This is a genomic window from Nocardia sp. XZ_19_385 (genome assembly GCF_015355755.1).
Lineage (GTDB): Bacteria > Actinomycetota > Actinomycetes > Mycobacteriales > Mycobacteriaceae > Nocardia.
The window spans coordinates 1-15,218 of the sequence record NZ_JACVEE010000010.1; the positions used below are offsets into that span (position 1 = coordinate 1).

The 15,218-nt window shown below is 63.5% G+C and carries 17 protein-coding genes; 9 read left to right on the forward strand and 8 right to left on the reverse strand.

The genetic code is table 11. From position 1 onward, the window contains the following. The first annotated feature begins 676 nt into the window (after nucleotides 1-676). Nucleotides 677-865: a hypothetical protein gene (locus IBX22_RS36810; protein ID WP_194820476.1), complete on the forward strand. Its 189-nt coding sequence runs from the start codon at nucleotides 677-679 to the stop codon at nucleotides 863-865. 49 nt (nucleotides 866-914) lie between these two features. Here IBX22_RS36810 and IBX22_RS36815 read toward each other — a convergent pair whose 3' ends face one another. Continuing rightward, entirely contained in the window at nucleotides 915-1,139 is a 225-nt protein-coding gene (locus tag IBX22_RS36815) for a hypothetical protein (RefSeq protein WP_194820477.1), read from the reverse strand. 264 nt (nucleotides 1,140-1,403) lie between these two features. On the opposite strand from IBX22_RS36815, the gene IBX22_RS36820 reads away from it, so the two are divergent. The 3 genes from IBX22_RS36820 to IBX22_RS36830 all read left to right on the forward strand — a co-directional run bounded on the left by IBX22_RS36820 (nucleotide 1,404) and on the right by IBX22_RS36830 (nucleotide 3,058). Beyond that, nucleotides 1,404-1,925 (forward strand): hypothetical protein, encoded by a 522-nt coding sequence (locus IBX22_RS36820; protein WP_194820478.1) that lies wholly within the window; start codon nucleotides 1,404-1,406, stop codon nucleotides 1,923-1,925. Nucleotides 1,926-2,022: 97 nt separating this feature from the next. Next, nucleotides 2,023-2,313 (forward strand): hypothetical protein, encoded by a 291-nt coding sequence (locus IBX22_RS36825; RefSeq protein ID WP_194820479.1) that lies wholly within the window; start codon nucleotides 2,023-2,025, stop codon nucleotides 2,311-2,313. 376 nt (nucleotides 2,314-2,689) lie between these two features. Beyond that, nucleotides 2,690-3,058, forward strand: coding sequence for an STAS domain-containing protein (locus IBX22_RS36830; protein WP_194820480.1), 369 nt, complete (start codon nucleotides 2,690-2,692; stop codon nucleotides 3,056-3,058). Nucleotides 3,059-3,517: 459 nt separating this feature from the next. Here IBX22_RS36830 and IBX22_RS36835 read toward each other — a convergent pair whose 3' ends face one another. Beyond that, the gene (locus tag IBX22_RS36835; RefSeq protein ID WP_194820515.1) at nucleotides 3,518-3,949 is read right to left on the reverse strand and encodes a hypothetical protein; all 432 of its coding nucleotides are present in this window, start codon (nucleotides 3,947-3,949) and stop codon (nucleotides 3,518-3,520) included. A 168-nt stretch (nucleotides 3,950-4,117) separates the two neighbouring features. Between IBX22_RS36835 and IBX22_RS36840 the strand changes: the two genes are divergently transcribed. Continuing rightward, complete coding sequence (locus IBX22_RS36840) at nucleotides 4,118-4,816, forward strand: TetR/AcrR family transcriptional regulator (RefSeq protein ID WP_309234948.1); 699 nt, start codon at nucleotides 4,118-4,120, stop codon at nucleotides 4,814-4,816. A 21-nt stretch (nucleotides 4,817-4,837) separates the two neighbouring features. On the opposite strand, the gene IBX22_RS37840 is transcribed toward IBX22_RS36840, so the two are convergent. Beyond that, on the reverse strand, nucleotides 4,838-5,062 hold the full coding sequence (locus tag IBX22_RS37840) for a hypothetical protein (protein ID WP_309234950.1): 225 nt from the start codon (nucleotides 5,060-5,062) through the stop codon (nucleotides 4,838-4,840). Between IBX22_RS37840 and IBX22_RS36845 the strand changes: the two genes are divergently transcribed. After that, entirely contained in the window at nucleotides 5,011-5,310 is a 300-nt protein-coding gene (locus IBX22_RS36845; protein WP_194820482.1) for a helix-turn-helix domain-containing protein, read from the forward strand. The genes IBX22_RS37840 and IBX22_RS36845 overlap by 52 nt on opposite strands. 267 nt (nucleotides 5,311-5,577) lie before the next feature. Here IBX22_RS36845 and IBX22_RS36850 read toward each other — a convergent pair whose 3' ends face one another. The 4 genes from IBX22_RS36850 to IBX22_RS36865 form a co-directional block, all read right to left on the reverse strand. Continuing rightward, nucleotides 5,578-5,919: an Lsr2 family protein gene (locus tag IBX22_RS36850; protein ID WP_194820483.1), complete on the reverse strand. Its 342-nt coding sequence runs from the start codon at nucleotides 5,917-5,919 to the stop codon at nucleotides 5,578-5,580. A gap of 124 nt (nucleotides 5,920-6,043) precedes the next feature. After that, nucleotides 6,044-7,477, reverse strand: a complete 1,434-nt coding sequence (locus IBX22_RS36855) for an NAD(P)/FAD-dependent oxidoreductase (RefSeq protein WP_194820484.1) — start codon at nucleotides 7,475-7,477, stop codon at nucleotides 6,044-6,046. Between the two features lie 25 nt (nucleotides 7,478-7,502). Next, entirely contained in the window at nucleotides 7,503-9,323 is a 1,821-nt protein-coding gene (locus IBX22_RS36860) for a DUF3556 domain-containing protein (protein WP_194820485.1), read from the reverse strand. A 69-nt stretch (nucleotides 9,324-9,392) separates the two neighbouring features. Next, entirely contained in the window at nucleotides 9,393-10,787 is a 1,395-nt protein-coding gene (locus tag IBX22_RS36865) for an AMP-binding protein (RefSeq protein ID WP_255526632.1), read from the reverse strand. Nucleotides 10,788-11,001: 214 nt separating this feature from the next. On the opposite strand from IBX22_RS36865, the gene IBX22_RS36870 reads away from it, so the two are divergent. From IBX22_RS36870 to IBX22_RS36875, 3 genes are all read left to right on the forward strand, one after another. Continuing rightward, nucleotides 11,002-12,225 (forward strand): CdaR family transcriptional regulator, encoded by a 1,224-nt coding sequence (locus tag IBX22_RS36870; protein WP_194820487.1) that lies wholly within the window; start codon nucleotides 11,002-11,004, stop codon nucleotides 12,223-12,225. 314 nt (nucleotides 12,226-12,539) lie between these two features. After that, nucleotides 12,540-12,719, forward strand: coding sequence for a hypothetical protein (locus tag IBX22_RS37845; protein ID WP_228540216.1), 180 nt, complete (start codon nucleotides 12,540-12,542; stop codon nucleotides 12,717-12,719). A gap of 396 nt (nucleotides 12,720-13,115) precedes the next feature. After that, nucleotides 13,116-14,384 carry a CdaR family transcriptional regulator gene (locus IBX22_RS36875; protein ID WP_194820488.1) on the forward strand — a complete coding sequence of 423 codons (1,269 nt, stop codon included), beginning with the start codon at nucleotides 13,116-13,118 and terminating at the stop codon, nucleotides 14,382-14,384. A 147-nt stretch (nucleotides 14,385-14,531) separates the two neighbouring features. Here the strand turns inward: IBX22_RS36875 and IBX22_RS36880 are convergent, their stop codons facing one another. Beyond that, nucleotides 14,532-15,167, reverse strand: coding sequence for a TetR/AcrR family transcriptional regulator (locus IBX22_RS36880; RefSeq protein ID WP_194820489.1), 636 nt, complete (start codon nucleotides 15,165-15,167; stop codon nucleotides 14,532-14,534). Between the last annotated feature and the right edge of the window lie 51 nt (nucleotides 15,168-15,218).

A 15,218-nucleotide genomic window follows, 5' to 3' on the forward strand; every position in this document is an offset into this window, starting at 1 on the left:
CGGGCCGACCAGGGACCGGGGAGCGGGGCCGTTGCCATGCTGAACAGACCGGCTTGACACCAAATCCATCCACCATCGATTCTACGGCCGCGCCCGCCCGCACAAAAGTGCCTCTCGCTGCCGAAAGCCCTTGCCAGGTCATGACTTTCTTCTCGGCGGCCCCAAGACGTCCTTCGAGCCCTGATCGATCCTGCCCTGATACCGACCGGGCAAGACTTCGCGGCACAGTTAGACCCCTGCGATACCCGGACCACGCAAAGCGGTGTCATTCTGTCTGCACGAAACCGCTACTCGTGATGCGATGGGACGCTCGAGTTCAGCTGCAAACGATCCCGGAATTCCCCCCGTCTGGCCACGTGTCGATTGTGATATCTGGACGACCGCCCAACGCGCGCGCCGCGGCAAAAGCGTGTAGTGGAATCGACGACCCCGACCACCCAGACGATCAGTCCGCCGATCAAGGTTGGCGGAAGGCTTGGTGCGGCGTCGCCCATCCGTCGCTCAGACGGCGCCGAACTAGATGAGGGTCAGCTGGTTCTGCGAGACCGGCAGATCTGATCGGATACGGGTGTGTCATCGAGGAGCGCGACGCGCAGACGGCTCCTCGATGACCACCGGATGTGAGGGCCTGTAGCGAGTTGACCACCACACAGACACCACCGAACAAGGGGCAGATGTGGAACGGCAACCGAGCGACATCGGGGCCTACCGGCTCCTGAACGAGATCCTCGCACGCTACGGCAGTATCGACGCCTTCTGCGCCTATCTGCACCGGCTGCTCGACGACCCCACCACCGAGACGGCTCCCCAGCCCATCATCTCTGCACCCGCCCCGGGCGGGCGACACCACCGGCTTGAAAGCTGAGCAGCTCGACACACGATGGTCTTCGGTGCACGACGTCGCGTTCAGGGGTTCACCGGCTTTCTTCGCGTCTTGATGTCTGTTCGTTGTATGCGTCCTGGTCGATCGTTTGCAGGATCTGAAGGGCAGCATCGATCCTGCCGCTGACCCACCTCAGGATCGCCTCCTGCGGCGGCTTCTCCGCTTTGAGGGAAGCCCACTGTGCGTAGGCTTTCGGCAGCATGTCATCGACGATGTGATCACGAACGTGCTCGAGGGTTGTGCCGTCATTGATCATCGGGGCATTGTGCGCCGCCTGGGGCCGTAGCCGGGCCGGACGCGCCGACTTCGGCTCAGCACCTGACCATGGGCGGTTGCGCCCATACCCACGACTCCAAAAAACTGACGCTGCCTGCGAACCACTGATACCCCCACAGGTCCGAGAGGCCACCGATAGGGGCGGGTTTTGCATCGATCCGCCCGGGTATCGACCGCATGCCGCTGATTGCCTGCGGTTAACCACTCCATTCGGATCAACGATGATCGTCAGAGGAGAGCACTAATGGCTGAACTCAGGAAGATCGCAGCTTTGTCCGCTATTGCCGCCAGTGTCCTGGCCGCCCCGCTCATCGCAAGCCAGCCTGCCCAGGCGGAGCCGATCGGTGGCTGGTGCCCGGCGAGTGTGATGACCTTCCACACCAACCCGCTGGGGATGAACACCGTCGCAGCCCAGGGCGGATTCAACGCCGACCTCGGCGGCTGCACCGGCACGCCGACCGGTGACGTCGCTTTCCGTAGTCAGTTCAACGGCAACGCCAGCTGCAACGACGCGCTCGGCAATCTCGAAGGCGCCCTGCACTGGGCCGACGGACAGACCAGCCGCGTCGCCGGTCAATGGCATGTACCGGGCGGCAATCCGGCCGCCGCCGTCACCAACGTACTCAACATCATGGACGGCCCCGGCGCCGGCGGGCGACTGCACGTGGATCAAGGTCCGGTAGACAGTGGGCCCCTGGTCAACGCGTGCTTGAACGGGACGATGCAAAACGGTCGAATCCCGATCACCAGCCTTCATTTCAGCTGAACTCGACCGGGGTGTGGTGCCCGAATCGCCCCACGCCCCGCTCGCGTAGCGGTACACACCGACTTCCGATCTTTCGCCCCGGCATCCCTCGAGGAGCATGACAGTGAGCCTGATCCTGTGCGCCCTACAAGACACCGTCCTCACCCAGGTCGTCGGCAACCCCGCCCCGGAAGCGCCGCCATTGGCCGACAAACTCCTGCAGATGGGCCGCTACTTCACCTGGCTGGTCCAGCTCTCCGGCATCACCGCCATCACCTATGGCGGCGGCCGCTTCGCCTGGGAGAAATGGAACGGCGGCAACCTGCAGTCACCGAAGATGATCGCGGGCGCCATGACCGGCGGCGCTGTCGCCACCAGCGCGGGCACCATCATGAACACCGTGGTCTAGAAACACTCACCGCCGGCACCGCCCAGGCGGCGTCACCTCGGGAGGTCGAATGTGCAGCACACGGTGCTTGCTCGCTATCTCGACCAGGCCTTAGCAATTTTCGCCTCTGGTCATCTGCCACGTCTCGCCGCGGTGGGATCGACACCTGGATAGCCCGAAACCGACTGGGGCTCATCGCGAGGCCGCACACAGGTGGCGAGCCAGATCAAGTCCGCGAGGCGTACGCACTGACCAGGATCCAGCAAGTCGCCCTGCCGGCCTTGACCCCGCGCATTGTCGAGTGAACAGCGCCGACGCAAACGCTTGCCAGCACGGAGACACACCCCGAGGTCAGCCCACAAGCGATCGAAAGTGGTTCCTACCCAAAGGAGTTCACATGATCGACCTACCATGCACGATCGGTGTCGAGTTCGAGAGCGGGCACCAGGACGGACCAATTCTGGTCGTGACCGGGGAGGTGGACATCAACACCGTCGCCGAGCTGTCCAACGCGCTCGCGACAGCCTTGGAAAGACATCCCAAACGGGTTGTGGTGGATGTGAGTGAGGTGTCCTTCATGGGTTCTGCCGGGGTCGTGGTGCTGGCGAGGGCTAATGCCGCGGCGTGGCCACACACGGACCTCGCCGTGGTGGCCGCGGGCCCTGCAGCGCGGCCGCTGCGGTTGACCGTTCGCGAGACCGGAATCGCGCTCTACCCACACCGGTCGATGGCCTTGGCCTGTACCCCCGCCCTCGCACGGGCCTAGATGGTGTGACCCGCGACCATTGGACAGGAAAGGGGCAGTGGTCCCAGTTCGGACCTCGATCATGCTGGAGTTCCCCAAAATTCGCGCATCTGCGCAGCACCGTTGCACTCAGCGCCGCCGCCGGAACCCCGAGCCCGACGGCACGTCGGGGAGGTGGTCACGTTTGGTCCACGTCCAGCCGGGCCGGGGTGACCACACACACACCGCCACCACACCACCGGACAGGGGAATATGTGGATCGGTTGGGAGGAGGTCGGCACCTACAGGCTGCTGAGCGAGATCCTCACCCGCTACAGCATCGCCGCCTTCTGCACGACGCAATCCTGTCGATTCTTACCGAGTTCGCGATTACGGGTCGCTACAACCACCTCGACAGCCTCGGGTCCTCGACCATCACCTCCAAAGACGCTGAGCAGGAGTGGGACAAGAGAGTCCTGCCGTTACTGGCCGAGAAACACCTCAATGGGTTGTGCAGGTACCGATCTCGCTGCTCCGCCACAACCGGGGCTGGGCCGACTGGACCTGCCTCCCGCCGTGACTGTGCCCGCAGCCACCGCGGCCGGCGTTGTAGCGGGCTTCTTCCGCAACGTGGCACGGATCCGGCAGCAAGCGCCTGATCAGGACCCTCGACTGGTCGTTCCGGACGAGGAGGTGATGCTGGGGTCGAGCATCGTTGGGGGCACTGCGTGACTGCCTGTCTCGCAGGACACGGATGCCGATGAACCCGTACAGCAGGCCGGTGCCGATCTCGGCGAGCGCACTCATCCAGGAGAACCAGGTGACGTTGGTGTGCGGCAACGAGATGTAGCTGTCTTGAAAATCGGCCCAGAACGTCGGCAGCAGGTGGGCGTAGGTGAAAGCCGCGCCGCAGATGATCCAGACCGTGGACACCGAAGCCGATCAAAAATGTCACCGCCGCCGACCGCAGGCCCCTTGCCGTATTTCGATGTACCTGCCCGGCCATTACGCACCTCGATCCCCTTCGCACAATATGAATATATTGTGTCGCGATATGAATGTATCGTGACACGGTATGGGCATATTGTCTATGGTGGATCCGTGCACCACACATCGCCGTTCCCGCTACCAGCGGCTCCGGACCCGTCGGCCGCCGACCGGATCCGCATCGCCGCGTTGAAATGTTTTGCCGCCGAAGGAGTCGCGGCGACCTCGCTGCGGCTGGTCGCCGAGAAGGCCGGGGTGTCGATCGGACTCGTACAACATCACTTCGGCGCCAAGGCCGGACTGGTTGTCGCTGTCGACGAGTACGTGCTGCAAACGGTCGCGACAGCAGTGGCCTCTCAGCCCCTGCCGTCACCACCGGATGATTCGCTCGGCGAACTCGGGCATCGGGTGACTTCGATCATGACCGACCACCCCGAGGTCGTCGATTACACCGCACGCGCGTTCGTCGACGGCGATACCATCGGTGCCACCATCTTCGACGGCCTGCTCAGCATCAGCACGACACAATGGGATCAATTCGACGAACACGGCCTGCTGCAACCCGGTATCGACCGCACCTGGGCAGCGCTACACCCACTGATCCTGGTCATCGGCACGGCCCTATTGCGGAAACAGATCGACCGCCACCTCCCCGAGCCCCTCACCACGCCAACACAATTGCACCTCTGGGACGACGCGGTCGCCCAACTTCTGCGCAGCGGACTCTTCGCGAACTCGTCATCGTTCGCCGGCTCGCGGCGGAACACCAATGCTGACACACACGGTCCACCCCGAGGGTCGGACGCGTTGTGATCATCCAGTCTCCAATACACGTCAGCCGCGCGGATGCCTGGAGTTTCCGCGCCTGAAATCCGTTGGCTGATTGCAGTATTCGGCGGTGGACTGGGAGCGACTGCAGGCGCCGGAAGAATACGCTGTGGCGCCAGCGCAACGTCTCCGGCGGCACGGCGAGGGTGATGTCGGGTAGCGGTCGAGGAGGTGGGTGAGTGCGGTGGTGGCTTCGAAGCGGGCCAGGCGGGCGCCGAGACAGTGGCGGATCCCGGCGCCGAACCAGGTGCCCCGACATCCACGGCCGTGCTGGCCTGGTTGCTACTCGGCCAGTCACTGGCGACGGCCTGGTCGCCAGGACCTCCTACCCAGAGGTGCCGCCGCGCGTGGAGTACGCCCTCACGCCGCTGGGTGAGGGTTTGCTCGAAATCGTGGCCGCACTGGTCGATTGGGCTTCCGAGCATCACGAGGAGATGGAGCGCAGCCGTTCGGCATCAGCCGACGGCACGGAGCAGTGACTGTTGCATTCCGGCACCTCGAGATCAACTGCCAGTTGTAGGAGGGCAGAACGTTGGTGACTCCAACTCGCGATACTGACGGGAGCGCGCCCCGAGACATCAAGAGCCCCGCGACACAGATCCGTTCCCTATCATCGTGGGCGAGTGCGGAATACAAGGCGCTGGGCCCCGCGTCGCCGCTCAGTGTCGAAAGTCCGAACTCGGACGCCATCGGTTCCAGACGAACAGATTCTAAATCCGAGCCCTGCGAGCGAGTCCTTGTGCAGATCACATGCTTTGGTGTGCTTTCTCGTAGGCCGCGACCAGTTCGGTCGAGATGCGCCCACGGCTGGAAACATCATGGCCGTGCTGGCGTGCCCAAGCGCGGATTTTCGCGCTCTGTTCCCGGTCGACGGGTGGTCGCGGCGCGCCGCTCTTGCTGCGCGGTGCGCGGCCGACTTTGCGGGCGTGTGGTGTCCACTGTTCGAAAACGGCGCGCAGTTGTTTGGCATTGAGGGTCGACAGGTCGATCTCGTAGGCGGCACCGTCTAGAGCGAACGACACGGTCTCATCGGCGCTGGATTCGCCGTCATGGTCGTCGACCAGTGTTACTACGACTTTGCGGGCCATGCGGTGTCCCTTCGAGGTGTACGAACCTTGGAGAACGAACGGTAGTGCCGCCCGAAGAGGAGGGCAAAACCGGACCGGTGAGTGACCTCGAAGGCTTCGAAACTTGTTAACAGTGGCACTGTGATCACCGTTCCGAAACGGTTCGGTCCGCAGATCGGCGGAGTGCTCGGTGCGCTGCGTTGGCTCCGCACATGCCGTGCGCTCCTGGGCCTGGCGGGGTGGCCGCGGAGCAGAGATAGTGTCCGGGTATTCCGAGGTCGTAGGGGTGCGGGGTTTTGCGTGGTCCGAAGACGAGTTGGGAGATGGTCTTGGCACCGGTCATGATGTTGCCGCCGACGTAGTTGGCGTTGTAGGTGGCGAATTCGGGTGTGGTGGTGACGCTGGTGCCGATGATGCGGTCGCGGAATCCGGGCGCGAAGCGTTCGATTTGGGCGATGATCGCGGCGGTCGCGTCGCCGGTGTAGCTGTGGGGGACATGGGCGTAGGACCAGATGGGGTGCACATTGCCGACCGAGCGCTGGGGGTCGGCGAGGTATTGCTGGCCGACGAGGACGAAGGGTCGTTGAGGCATTCGTCCGTGATGGATGTCGCGTTCGGTGGCCGCGATTTCGGCGAAGGTGCCGCCGAGGTGCACCGTGCCGGCGTGCTGTGCGCGTTCGGCGCGCCAGGGGATACCGCCTTCGACGGCGAAATCGACTTTGAACGCGCCCGGACCGTAACGGAAACGACTGTATGCCTTGATGATTCGAGGTGGTAGGTGATCGCAGAGGATTTCGGCGACCGCTGTAGGGGTGGTGTCCCACATCGTGATGTCCGCGGGCGGTAGGTCGCCGGCGGCTTGTATGTGGATGCCTGTTTCGATCTTGCCGCCGAGTTCGCCGAGGGCGGCGGCCATCGCGTCGGTGATCCGTTGGGAGCCGCCGGTTGCGACGGCCCAGCCGTAGGTGTGACCCGCGGTGAGGATCCCCAGACCGATACTCGCGCTGAGTGGATGGTGCAGCGGGTGGAACGCGTGGGCGGCGACGCCGCCGAAAAGCCCGGCGGCTTGCTCGGTGCCGAACATCTTCGCCAGGACCGCGGCAGGAGCCAGCGCGGGAATACCGAACCGCGCCAACAGCAGTGGGTGGCGTGGTACCCGTAAGAGCGGCTGCATGATGTCGGTATTCAAGCGGTCGTAGTTGGTGGTGGTGCGCTCGAACAGTAGGCGCCACGCTCGTGCGTCGACGCCGAGACCGGTGGCGGTCTCTTCGACCGACCGCAGCAGGATTCCGGCGGTGCCGTCGTCGAGGGGGTGGGCGCAGTCGACTTCTGGCCAGGCCCACCGTAGTCCGTGGCGTTGCAGGTCGAGGCTGCGCAGGAACGGAGAGCCGACGGCCATGGGGTGGATGGCCGAGCAGTGGTCGTGCAGCAGGCCGGGCAGGATCGCTTCGCTGGTCCTGGTGCCGCCGCCGATTTCCTCGGCACGTTCCAGCACGGTGACTTCGTGGCCGGCGCGGGCCAGGGTGATGGCCGCCGCCAAACCGTTCGGGCCACTGCCGACAACGAGTGCGGTACTCATCGGTCTCTCCGTTCCTGCGCTCGTGTCAGTCGAAGTGTTGCGGCGCGGTGGCCGGCACGAGGTTGTGGTGTTGTGCCAGTGGTACATACCCCTCGCGCCGCCAGGTCACTCGGTGGGGGATGGGGCCATCGGGCAGCCATGGTTGTGCCTGGACGGCGTCGCGGACTTCCCAGCTGCCGCGTTCGACGACACCGAGGGCGGCGTCGATGACTTGGTAGTGCTGGGTGCCGCGATGGATGGGCTGGGATTCGACCCACACCACGATCCATTCGCCGGGCGCGAAGCCGACGCGGGATTGCACGGCGTTGATCAGGTCGATGTTGTGCAGGTGTCCGTCGCCGAAGTTGAAGCCGATCAACGAGTTACACCCGAATTCGGCCTCGCGGATGGTCCACCGGTCGATGTCGGGCAGGTGGCGGTACAGCAGTGAGAACAGTCCACGTCCCTGACTGTGCATCGATCGCCAGGCGATGGTTTGTTGCATCGTGATCTCGGCGATGGCAAGGGTGTGGCCCATCGCTTGGAGTTGGTCGACCTGATTGCGGGTGGGCCGGTGTGCGATGGTGTTCAGCTTGGCCTCGGCGCCGGGTGCGAACGCCCACAGCGCTGAGGCCCAGTTGCCCGCGTATTGGCGCATCGAGGGAAGGAACGACACCAGGTCCGGACGCAGATTGCCCAGGATCGGGAAGAACGCGAGTCCAGCGATGATCGCGACGGTCAGCCACGGCGAGGACATGTCGCCGAGGCCGTAACCGCTCTGGTTGGGGTAGCCCAGGAACAGGAACACGCTCAGGTAGGCGAACAGGATGTTCCACTCCAGGGGCACCGCCAGCGGGAATGTGGAGGTGATGAACGTGTGGAAGAGCACCATCAGCGCGACACCGGCCACGCTGACCCAGTGATTGGTGGAGAACAGCAACACCAGGGGAGCGAGGATTTCGACGGTGGTGCCGCCGACGTGGGCCAGGGACGAGGCGACTTTGGACGGGCGGATGTCGTGGGGGAAGTCGCGGTAGTGCAGGCGTTTGATCCACTTGGCCGGCACCCCGGGACTGTTGGAGACCATCGGGGGCACGACGTTGCTGAAGTGGCGTCCGAACTTCGACGCTCCTGCCCCGATCCATACCGCGCAGATCAGCAGCTTCGCGGCGATGATCATGTCGACGAAAGGCAGCGCGGCGAAGAAGACCAGCGCCGGCAGATACTGTTCACCGCGGGCGGTGAGGAAAATGGTCTTGTCCCGCAATCCGCACAGGACATAAAGGATGATCGGCGCGATCAAAAGAGCCGGGTTCACCAGGTCGGAGGTGTTGTCTGGCAGCGCGGCGCTCAGGGACGCGCTCGGGACCCCGGGCAACAGGATGGCCAGCAGCAGCGAGCCCAGAAACGCCAGGTATAGCAGTACGTCGGCGACCGTGCGAGTGTCACCGTTGGTCAGCGGTACGCGCCGCCACGGCCGCAGCCGGATCGTTCCAGGCCGGGCGTAGAAGAGGACTCCGCCGGTCATCGGCTTGAATTTGCCCGCCAGCGGCCCCCAGGATCCGGCGATGCCGATCGCTTCGATCAGTACGGTCCACAGCACCAGTTTCTGGTACACGATCGGCTGGTTCCACCACGTCGCGACGTCCCAGAACGGGCCCACGCCCGAGGTCCAGGTTGTCAGCGCTACACCTGCGAGCACCGAAATGAACAGCATCTTGGCCAGGTAGATGGTGTGAACCATCTTCGGCGTGCCGAAGCCGTACTCCACCCAGTGCAGGGCAAGGGTTTTCACGCGCTCTTGTAGTGGTTTGTGGAGAAAAGTATCCACATCGACGGGCGGGAAGTTTCCCGTTTTGAACCCCATTGTTCTGACCTTTCTAACAGGCGCGAAGAGGAACCGCGCGCCGACGACCTTTAGCGAGGTGACGCGATATCAGCGAGTGGCGGCGAATGCGCGGAGCTTTCGTTTGTCGATTTTTCCGACTGGATTTCGCGGGAGCGAATCAAGGAGGTCGATCGAGGTCGGTAGTTTCGTGCGCGCGAGGGTTTTCGCGCAGTGTGCGAGCAGGTCTTCGGTGTCGATCGATGTGCCGGGCATGGCGACGATGTAGGCCGCCGGGACCTCGCCGAGCACGGGGTCGCCGGCGGCCACTACAGCAGCCTCCAGGACGCCGGGGTAGCTGTGGAGAACGTTCTCGATCTCTTTGGGGTAGATGTTTTCCCCGCCTCGGATGATCATGTCCTTGATCCGGTCGACCAGCACGAGGTATCCGTCGGGATCGATGTAGCCGACGTCGCCGGTGTGCAGCCAGCCGTCGATGATCGTTCGTGCGGTGTCCTCCGGTCTGGCGAGGTAGCCGCGCATGACATTGGCCCCGCGGATCACCACCTCGCCGGGCTCACCCTGTGCGGCGTCGCTGCCGTCGGTATTCTTGATCGCTACCGTCTGCCCGGGCAACGGCTTACCCACGGTCCCGGGCCTGCGCGGACCGTCCGGGGGATTCAGTGTCGAGGCGCACGTCCCTTCCGACAATCCGTAGCCTTCGATAATCGGTACGCCGTAACGGGATTCGAACTTGTCAATCAGCTCCGCGGGCATCGGCGCGGCTCCGCAGATCACCCGGCGCAGCGACGAGGTGTCCGGTGCTGCGCTCTCCGGTTGCGAGACGAGCATCGCGAAGATGGCGGGGACCGCCGAGAAGTAGGTTGGCTGTAGGCGTTCGACGAGGTCGAAGAGCGCGGACGCCGAGAATCGGCCCGCGATCGTTGTCTGCCCGCCCGCCAACAGCGGCGACAACACGCTCACCACGATTCCGTTGACGTGGAACAGTGGCAGGATAAGCAGGCTGTGGTCGGTAACATCCAGGTTCAGCGCCTCCACGATCATCGCGCACATCGCCGCCACGTTCGCGTGGTCGAGCATCACACCTTTGGGCTGGCCTGTGGTGCCGCTGGTGTAGATGATCAATGCCAACGCCTCGGTGTCCACTGTCGTGGCGTCGGGGATCGCGAGACCACTCTCAGTGGCGCAGACCTCGGCGATATCGAGGGTGTCCACCCCGCGGCCGCCCTCGGTGACCACGACCTTCGCCGCGCAGTCCGCAATCTGATATCGGAGCTCGTCGTAGGTCGCGTCCGGTCGCACGGGGGTGGCCGCGGCGCCCAGACGCCACGTCGCGAACAATACAATTACGAATTCGATCCGGTTGGGCAGAACGATCGCGACGACATCGCCTTCGCGAATCCCGTGCGCGAATAGCCTCGCCGATGCGATGCGCACCCGCCTCGCGAACGCCGAATTATCGAGTATTTCCCGTTCGTCGGCCAAACACGGACCTGATGGATTACGCCTCGCCCGAATGTCGGGCAATTCAACGAGCTGCTGCACTTCTTCCTCACGACCGCTGTGATGGGTATTACATTTCACGGTAGGTGTGCCGTGATGCACTGACTACGGTCCGCCGCTCCAGAATCGGCGGCGCCTGTTGTGCCGGCGGCACGAAAGTACGAATTCGCCGGCCGCGCTCCGGTACGGTCCGGGAATGGATCTCGAGGTGGAGACGACCGTCCGCGTCGTCGCCGAGCAGGTCAAGAACGGGCTCGACGCGCTCACATCGGACATGACGACGATGTTCATCGACGTCATCCCGGAGTTCCGTCATGACGACGAGGTTCGCCGGCTGATGATTGCCAGCACAGCGTCGAACCTGGCCGCGATCCTCGATGTCCTCGCCCTCGGCATCTCGAGGCATGACATCACCGTGCCGCCCGCCGCCGCCGAGTACGCGCGGCGATTCGCCCAACATGGAATGTCGCTTGAGGCTCTGTTGCGCGCCTACCGCCTCGGCGAGCACATGTTCGTCCAGCACGCGATTGCCGTACTGGCGCAGGAGAATCCACCGACAGAGCGCGCCCTGGCCGCCGCCAGCCACATCGCTCGATTGGTCAACGCTTACATCGACCAGGTCATAGAGGGCCTCATCGACATCTACGAAGCCGAGCGGCGACGCTGGGACGCACGCTCGGACAGCAATCGCGGCGCACAGATCCGCGCGGTCCTCGACACCGAAGACCTCGATCTCGCCTCCGCCGAGCAAATGCTGGCCACTTCACTGCGCGGATGGCATATGGCAGCGGTGATCTGGATCGCCAAACCCGTTGCAGGCTCAGCCGATGCGCTTCGTGCTGGTGCAGGCATGCTCGGCGCCGCCACCGGGAAGAGCCCCTTGATGGTGCTGGTCGACGAACAAAACTGCTGGGCGTGGATCTCCTCCTCCGGCAAACCCGCGCTCGATTCCGACCGACTCGAACACCAGTTGCGGCAGCAACCGCACATCCATATGGCAATCGGCGATCTGGGGCCGGGGCTTGCGGGTTTCCGGCAGACCTTTCGCGACGCCCAGCGCGCCCGCAACCTCGCTCTCGCCACGAACCGGCCACGGCAGCTGACGTTATACAACCGGGTTGCCCTGACAAGCTTGCTGATCGACCGCCTCCCGGACACGCGTGCCTGGGTACATCGGGTATTGGGCGCTCTCGCCGCCGACGACGAAACATCGGCGCGGCTACGCGAAACGGTGCAGGCCTACCTGGACGCCCGCGGCAGCCTCACCGACGCCGCATCGCGGCTGCACGTACACAAGAACACCGTTCACTACCGGATACGAAAAGCTGAAGAAGTCCTTGGTCATTCGCTGGCCGCCAACCGTCTCGAAACCGAAGTCGCTTTGCGGCTTTGCGAGCAACTCGGGCTCGACCGGCTGTGACTGCACAGCGTGACGGGCGTCCACGGGACGCCGAAGGATGGAGTGCATCCTAGTAGCGTTGCCACCGTCGCGATATGCCTCATTTACACACAGAGATAATCCCATACCGGCAGAAGGTTATGAATTTCCACAACGGATATTATTGTGGGGCGGGGTTGTCGGTGAATTGTATATTTCTACGAATGTATTTGAATTTGGCGGTGATTCATCCGAAATCGCATCGAGTAGGAGGGGCGTGCGACTCGGTTCTGGTCTGATGGGGATCGTCCCGAACCCGGGGCGTGTCAGATGGAACAAACACCGAGGATCGTTGTATGAACTCCAAAATCATCCGTCCGCTTGTTGTTGCCGGACTCGCAATGTCCGCCGTTGCCTTCAGTACCGGGGTCGCGGCTGCGCATTCCGCCGCTCCGATCTCCGGGTCGAGCTCCGGCTCGGTGGAGGTATGCCTGCCGATTCCGCTGGGCCCGTTGGAGTTCAGTCTCTGTCTCTAATCGTCGGTTATCGGGTCGGCGATGGTGGCGCGGCTGTTCGTCACCATCGTCGGCTTGTTGCGTGCCAAGGGCTCGTCGGGAAACGTCAGGCGGAGGGTCAGACGCCTTCGCTCGCGGATGTATTCAGTCGGCGGAGGCCGGTTGGTCTGCGGCCGGCGAGGTCGTCGTATGTGAATAGTGCTGGTTGCCAAGCTGATTGAAAGGTGGATCGGGTGTGTCAGTCGGGGGCATACCGGGTTTCGCTGCCATCGGTCAGCTCTCGGCGATCTTGTTAGGATCTCCAAACCGGCGGAACATTCGTTCTCCCTTGTCACAAGCGGCGAGGCGCGTCAAGAAGTCCTACCCGCCGGTAGCGTTGGGTTCCTGCCCGATGTGCTGTGCAGGAAAGGAACTACCATGTCTGTCACAACCTCTTCCGAGCCGTTTCTGACTTCTTCGGGTCGGCCGGTGTCTACCCCGTTGAAGGATGTGCGGACTGTTTCTCGTCAGATGGTCGGTCATTTCATCGAGAATGTCGTGCCTTGCGCGACGTTGCCCGGCGAAGCACTCCATGGCGACGTGACAACCATAACCCGGGTGTGCTTGGAACTGACCCGGAGCATGCTCGATGGGCGAGACCTTCCGGGGCGCACCGAGCGCGTGCGAGCGGCCGCGGCGGGCTGGGCCCGTGAAGGAATTCCTATCGACACCATCCAGCACGCGATCCATGAAGGTTTCAAAATCGGTTTCGATCTTATTCTGGCGAATGGTATAACTCAGGACCATGAAACCGTCGCGGGGGTTGCGCTGCGGTTGATGGAGGCTCTGGACATGATCACCTCGGCGGTGTCGGTGGGTTATGTTCGTGAATTGCGTTCGGTGGTCAGCGAACACCACACGGCGGTACACACCTTGACCTCGGCATTGCTCGGCGGTCAGAGCACATCGACCATGGCCAGGGAATGCGGTATCGAAGTCGTCGACGAGTATCATGTTGTGGGGTTGGAGCTTCCGCGACATCCGGATGAGTTCGATTCCGCACTGGACGCGAATGTGGTTGCGCGGCGGAAATTACGACGGGTCCAAGCGGAGCTGGCCAACCGGTGCGGCGGGAAAGTGCTGTCGCTGCTGAGTGTCGATGGTGGCACGCTGCTGCTACCCGCTCCGCAATTCTCCGATTCTGACCTGGATGAATTGATTGGCCATTTGTCGACGGCCGCGCACGTGCCGGTCCGGGCCGTGTCGATGACGGCGGCGCATGCGGAAATCCCGATGGTGGCCGAGCAGGTCCATGAGCTCGTCGATATCGTTCATCGGCTTGGTGGCGAGAGCAGGGTGTATCGCCCGCACGAGTTGGCGTTCGAGTATCAGTTGACTCGCCCGGGCCCGGCCCGCGACTACCTCAGTTCAGTGCTCGACTCTCTCGAGGCCCATCCGGACTTGCTGCTGACCCTCGAGGTGCATATGGCAACGAACATGCAGCGCAACCTCTCAGCGCGTAAGCTTCATGTGCACGCGAATACCGTCGATTACCGGTTGAAAAGGATCGGTGAGATCACGGGGTTCGACCCGACGGACCTCACCGGTCTGTGTCATTTACGGGCCGCGCTACTGATTCGGTCCCATCGCGGACGCAGCGCCGCACGAACTCGGCATTCCCAGCAGGTCGATTCCTTGGCGGGGTAGGTGCGGCCGCTGCCCTGAGCAGCTCGGTGACTGCAGTGCCCCGGTCAGGCGCTGCGGCATCGACCGGTCTCGCCAGCCGTCGGGCGGACTACTCCTATCAGATGCGAGATGGGCGCACAATGCTCGCTCCGGTCATCCGCGGGTGGACTACCAGGGAAGATCGCGAGCGGGCTTGCGGTGTTCCTCGAACCAGGTGGCGATCATGTCCGCGGTGGCCGCGATGAGTTCGCGGCGTTCGCGACCATCGACGTCGAGGGCCGAGGCGCGCAGTACCGCGGCGAAGCCGGTGTTGACCACTACCGAGGCCATGACGTCGTATTTACGGTCATCGCCGGCGCCCAGGATCTGGATCACCAGCACCTTGATCATCAGCCGAAGTCGCGGCTCGAACTCGGGCAGGCCGCTGCTGTAGAACTGCACGCCGGCGATCAGTGCTCGGACCAACCCGGCGTTGGCGACCAGCACGTCGGTGATGACGCCGATGATCGTTGTGAACATGTCCAGGACGGGCATGTTCTTGAGGCTGAAAAGCGAAGTGGTGAACGCGGTTTCGATATCGGTGAGCAGCCGATCCAGCAGCTCGTCGACCATCACCGAGCGGTCGCTGAAGTAGCGATACACCGTGCCGATACTGACCCCTGCCTCGGCCGCGATGCGGTTGGTCGAGGTCTCGGTGATCCCGCGTTCCCCGAACAATTTCGCTGCGGCGTCGAGGATGTGGCTTCGGGTCGCCTTGGCCCGGTCCTGCGTGGGGCGGCGACGGCTACGAGGAGTCGAGGGCACCCCTGTTCTCCTTTCGTGGTCAACACTGAGCCGGAGGACAGCGTATGCCGC

What these genes read in the sequence shown, in the direction of transcription:
- IBX22_RS36815 (WP_194820477.1), bottom strand. Translation starts at nt 1,139, where the DNA reads ATGATCAATGACGGCACAACCCTCGAGCACGTTCGTGATCACATCGTC.
- IBX22_RS36850 (WP_194820483.1), bottom strand. Translation starts at nt 5,919, where the DNA reads ATGGCCCGCAAAGTCGTAGTAACACTGGTCGACGACCATGACGGCGAA.
- IBX22_RS36855 (WP_194820484.1), bottom strand. Translation starts at nt 7,477, where the DNA reads ATGAGTACCGCACTCGTTGTCGGCAGTGGCCCGAACGGTTTGGCGGCG.
- IBX22_RS37845 (WP_228540216.1), top strand. Translation starts at nt 12,540, where the DNA reads ATGAACTCCAAAATCATCCGTCCGCTTGTTGTTGCCGGACTCGCAATG.
- IBX22_RS36875 (WP_194820488.1), top strand. Translation starts at nt 13,116, where the DNA reads ATGTCTGTCACAACCTCTTCCGAGCCGTTTCTGACTTCTTCGGGTCGG.
- IBX22_RS36860 (WP_194820485.1), bottom strand. Translation starts at nt 9,323, where the DNA reads ATGGGGTTCAAAACGGGAAACTTCCCGCCCGTCGATGTGGATACTTTT.
- IBX22_RS36830 (WP_194820480.1), top strand. Translation starts at nt 2,690, where the DNA reads ATGATCGACCTACCATGCACGATCGGTGTCGAGTTCGAGAGCGGGCAC.
- IBX22_RS36820 (WP_194820478.1), top strand. Translation starts at nt 1,404, where the DNA reads ATGGCTGAACTCAGGAAGATCGCAGCTTTGTCCGCTATTGCCGCCAGT.
- IBX22_RS36870 (WP_194820487.1), top strand. Translation starts at nt 11,002, where the DNA reads ATGGATCTCGAGGTGGAGACGACCGTCCGCGTCGTCGCCGAGCAGGTC.
- IBX22_RS36825 (WP_194820479.1), top strand. Translation starts at nt 2,023, where the DNA reads ATGACAGTGAGCCTGATCCTGTGCGCCCTACAAGACACCGTCCTCACC.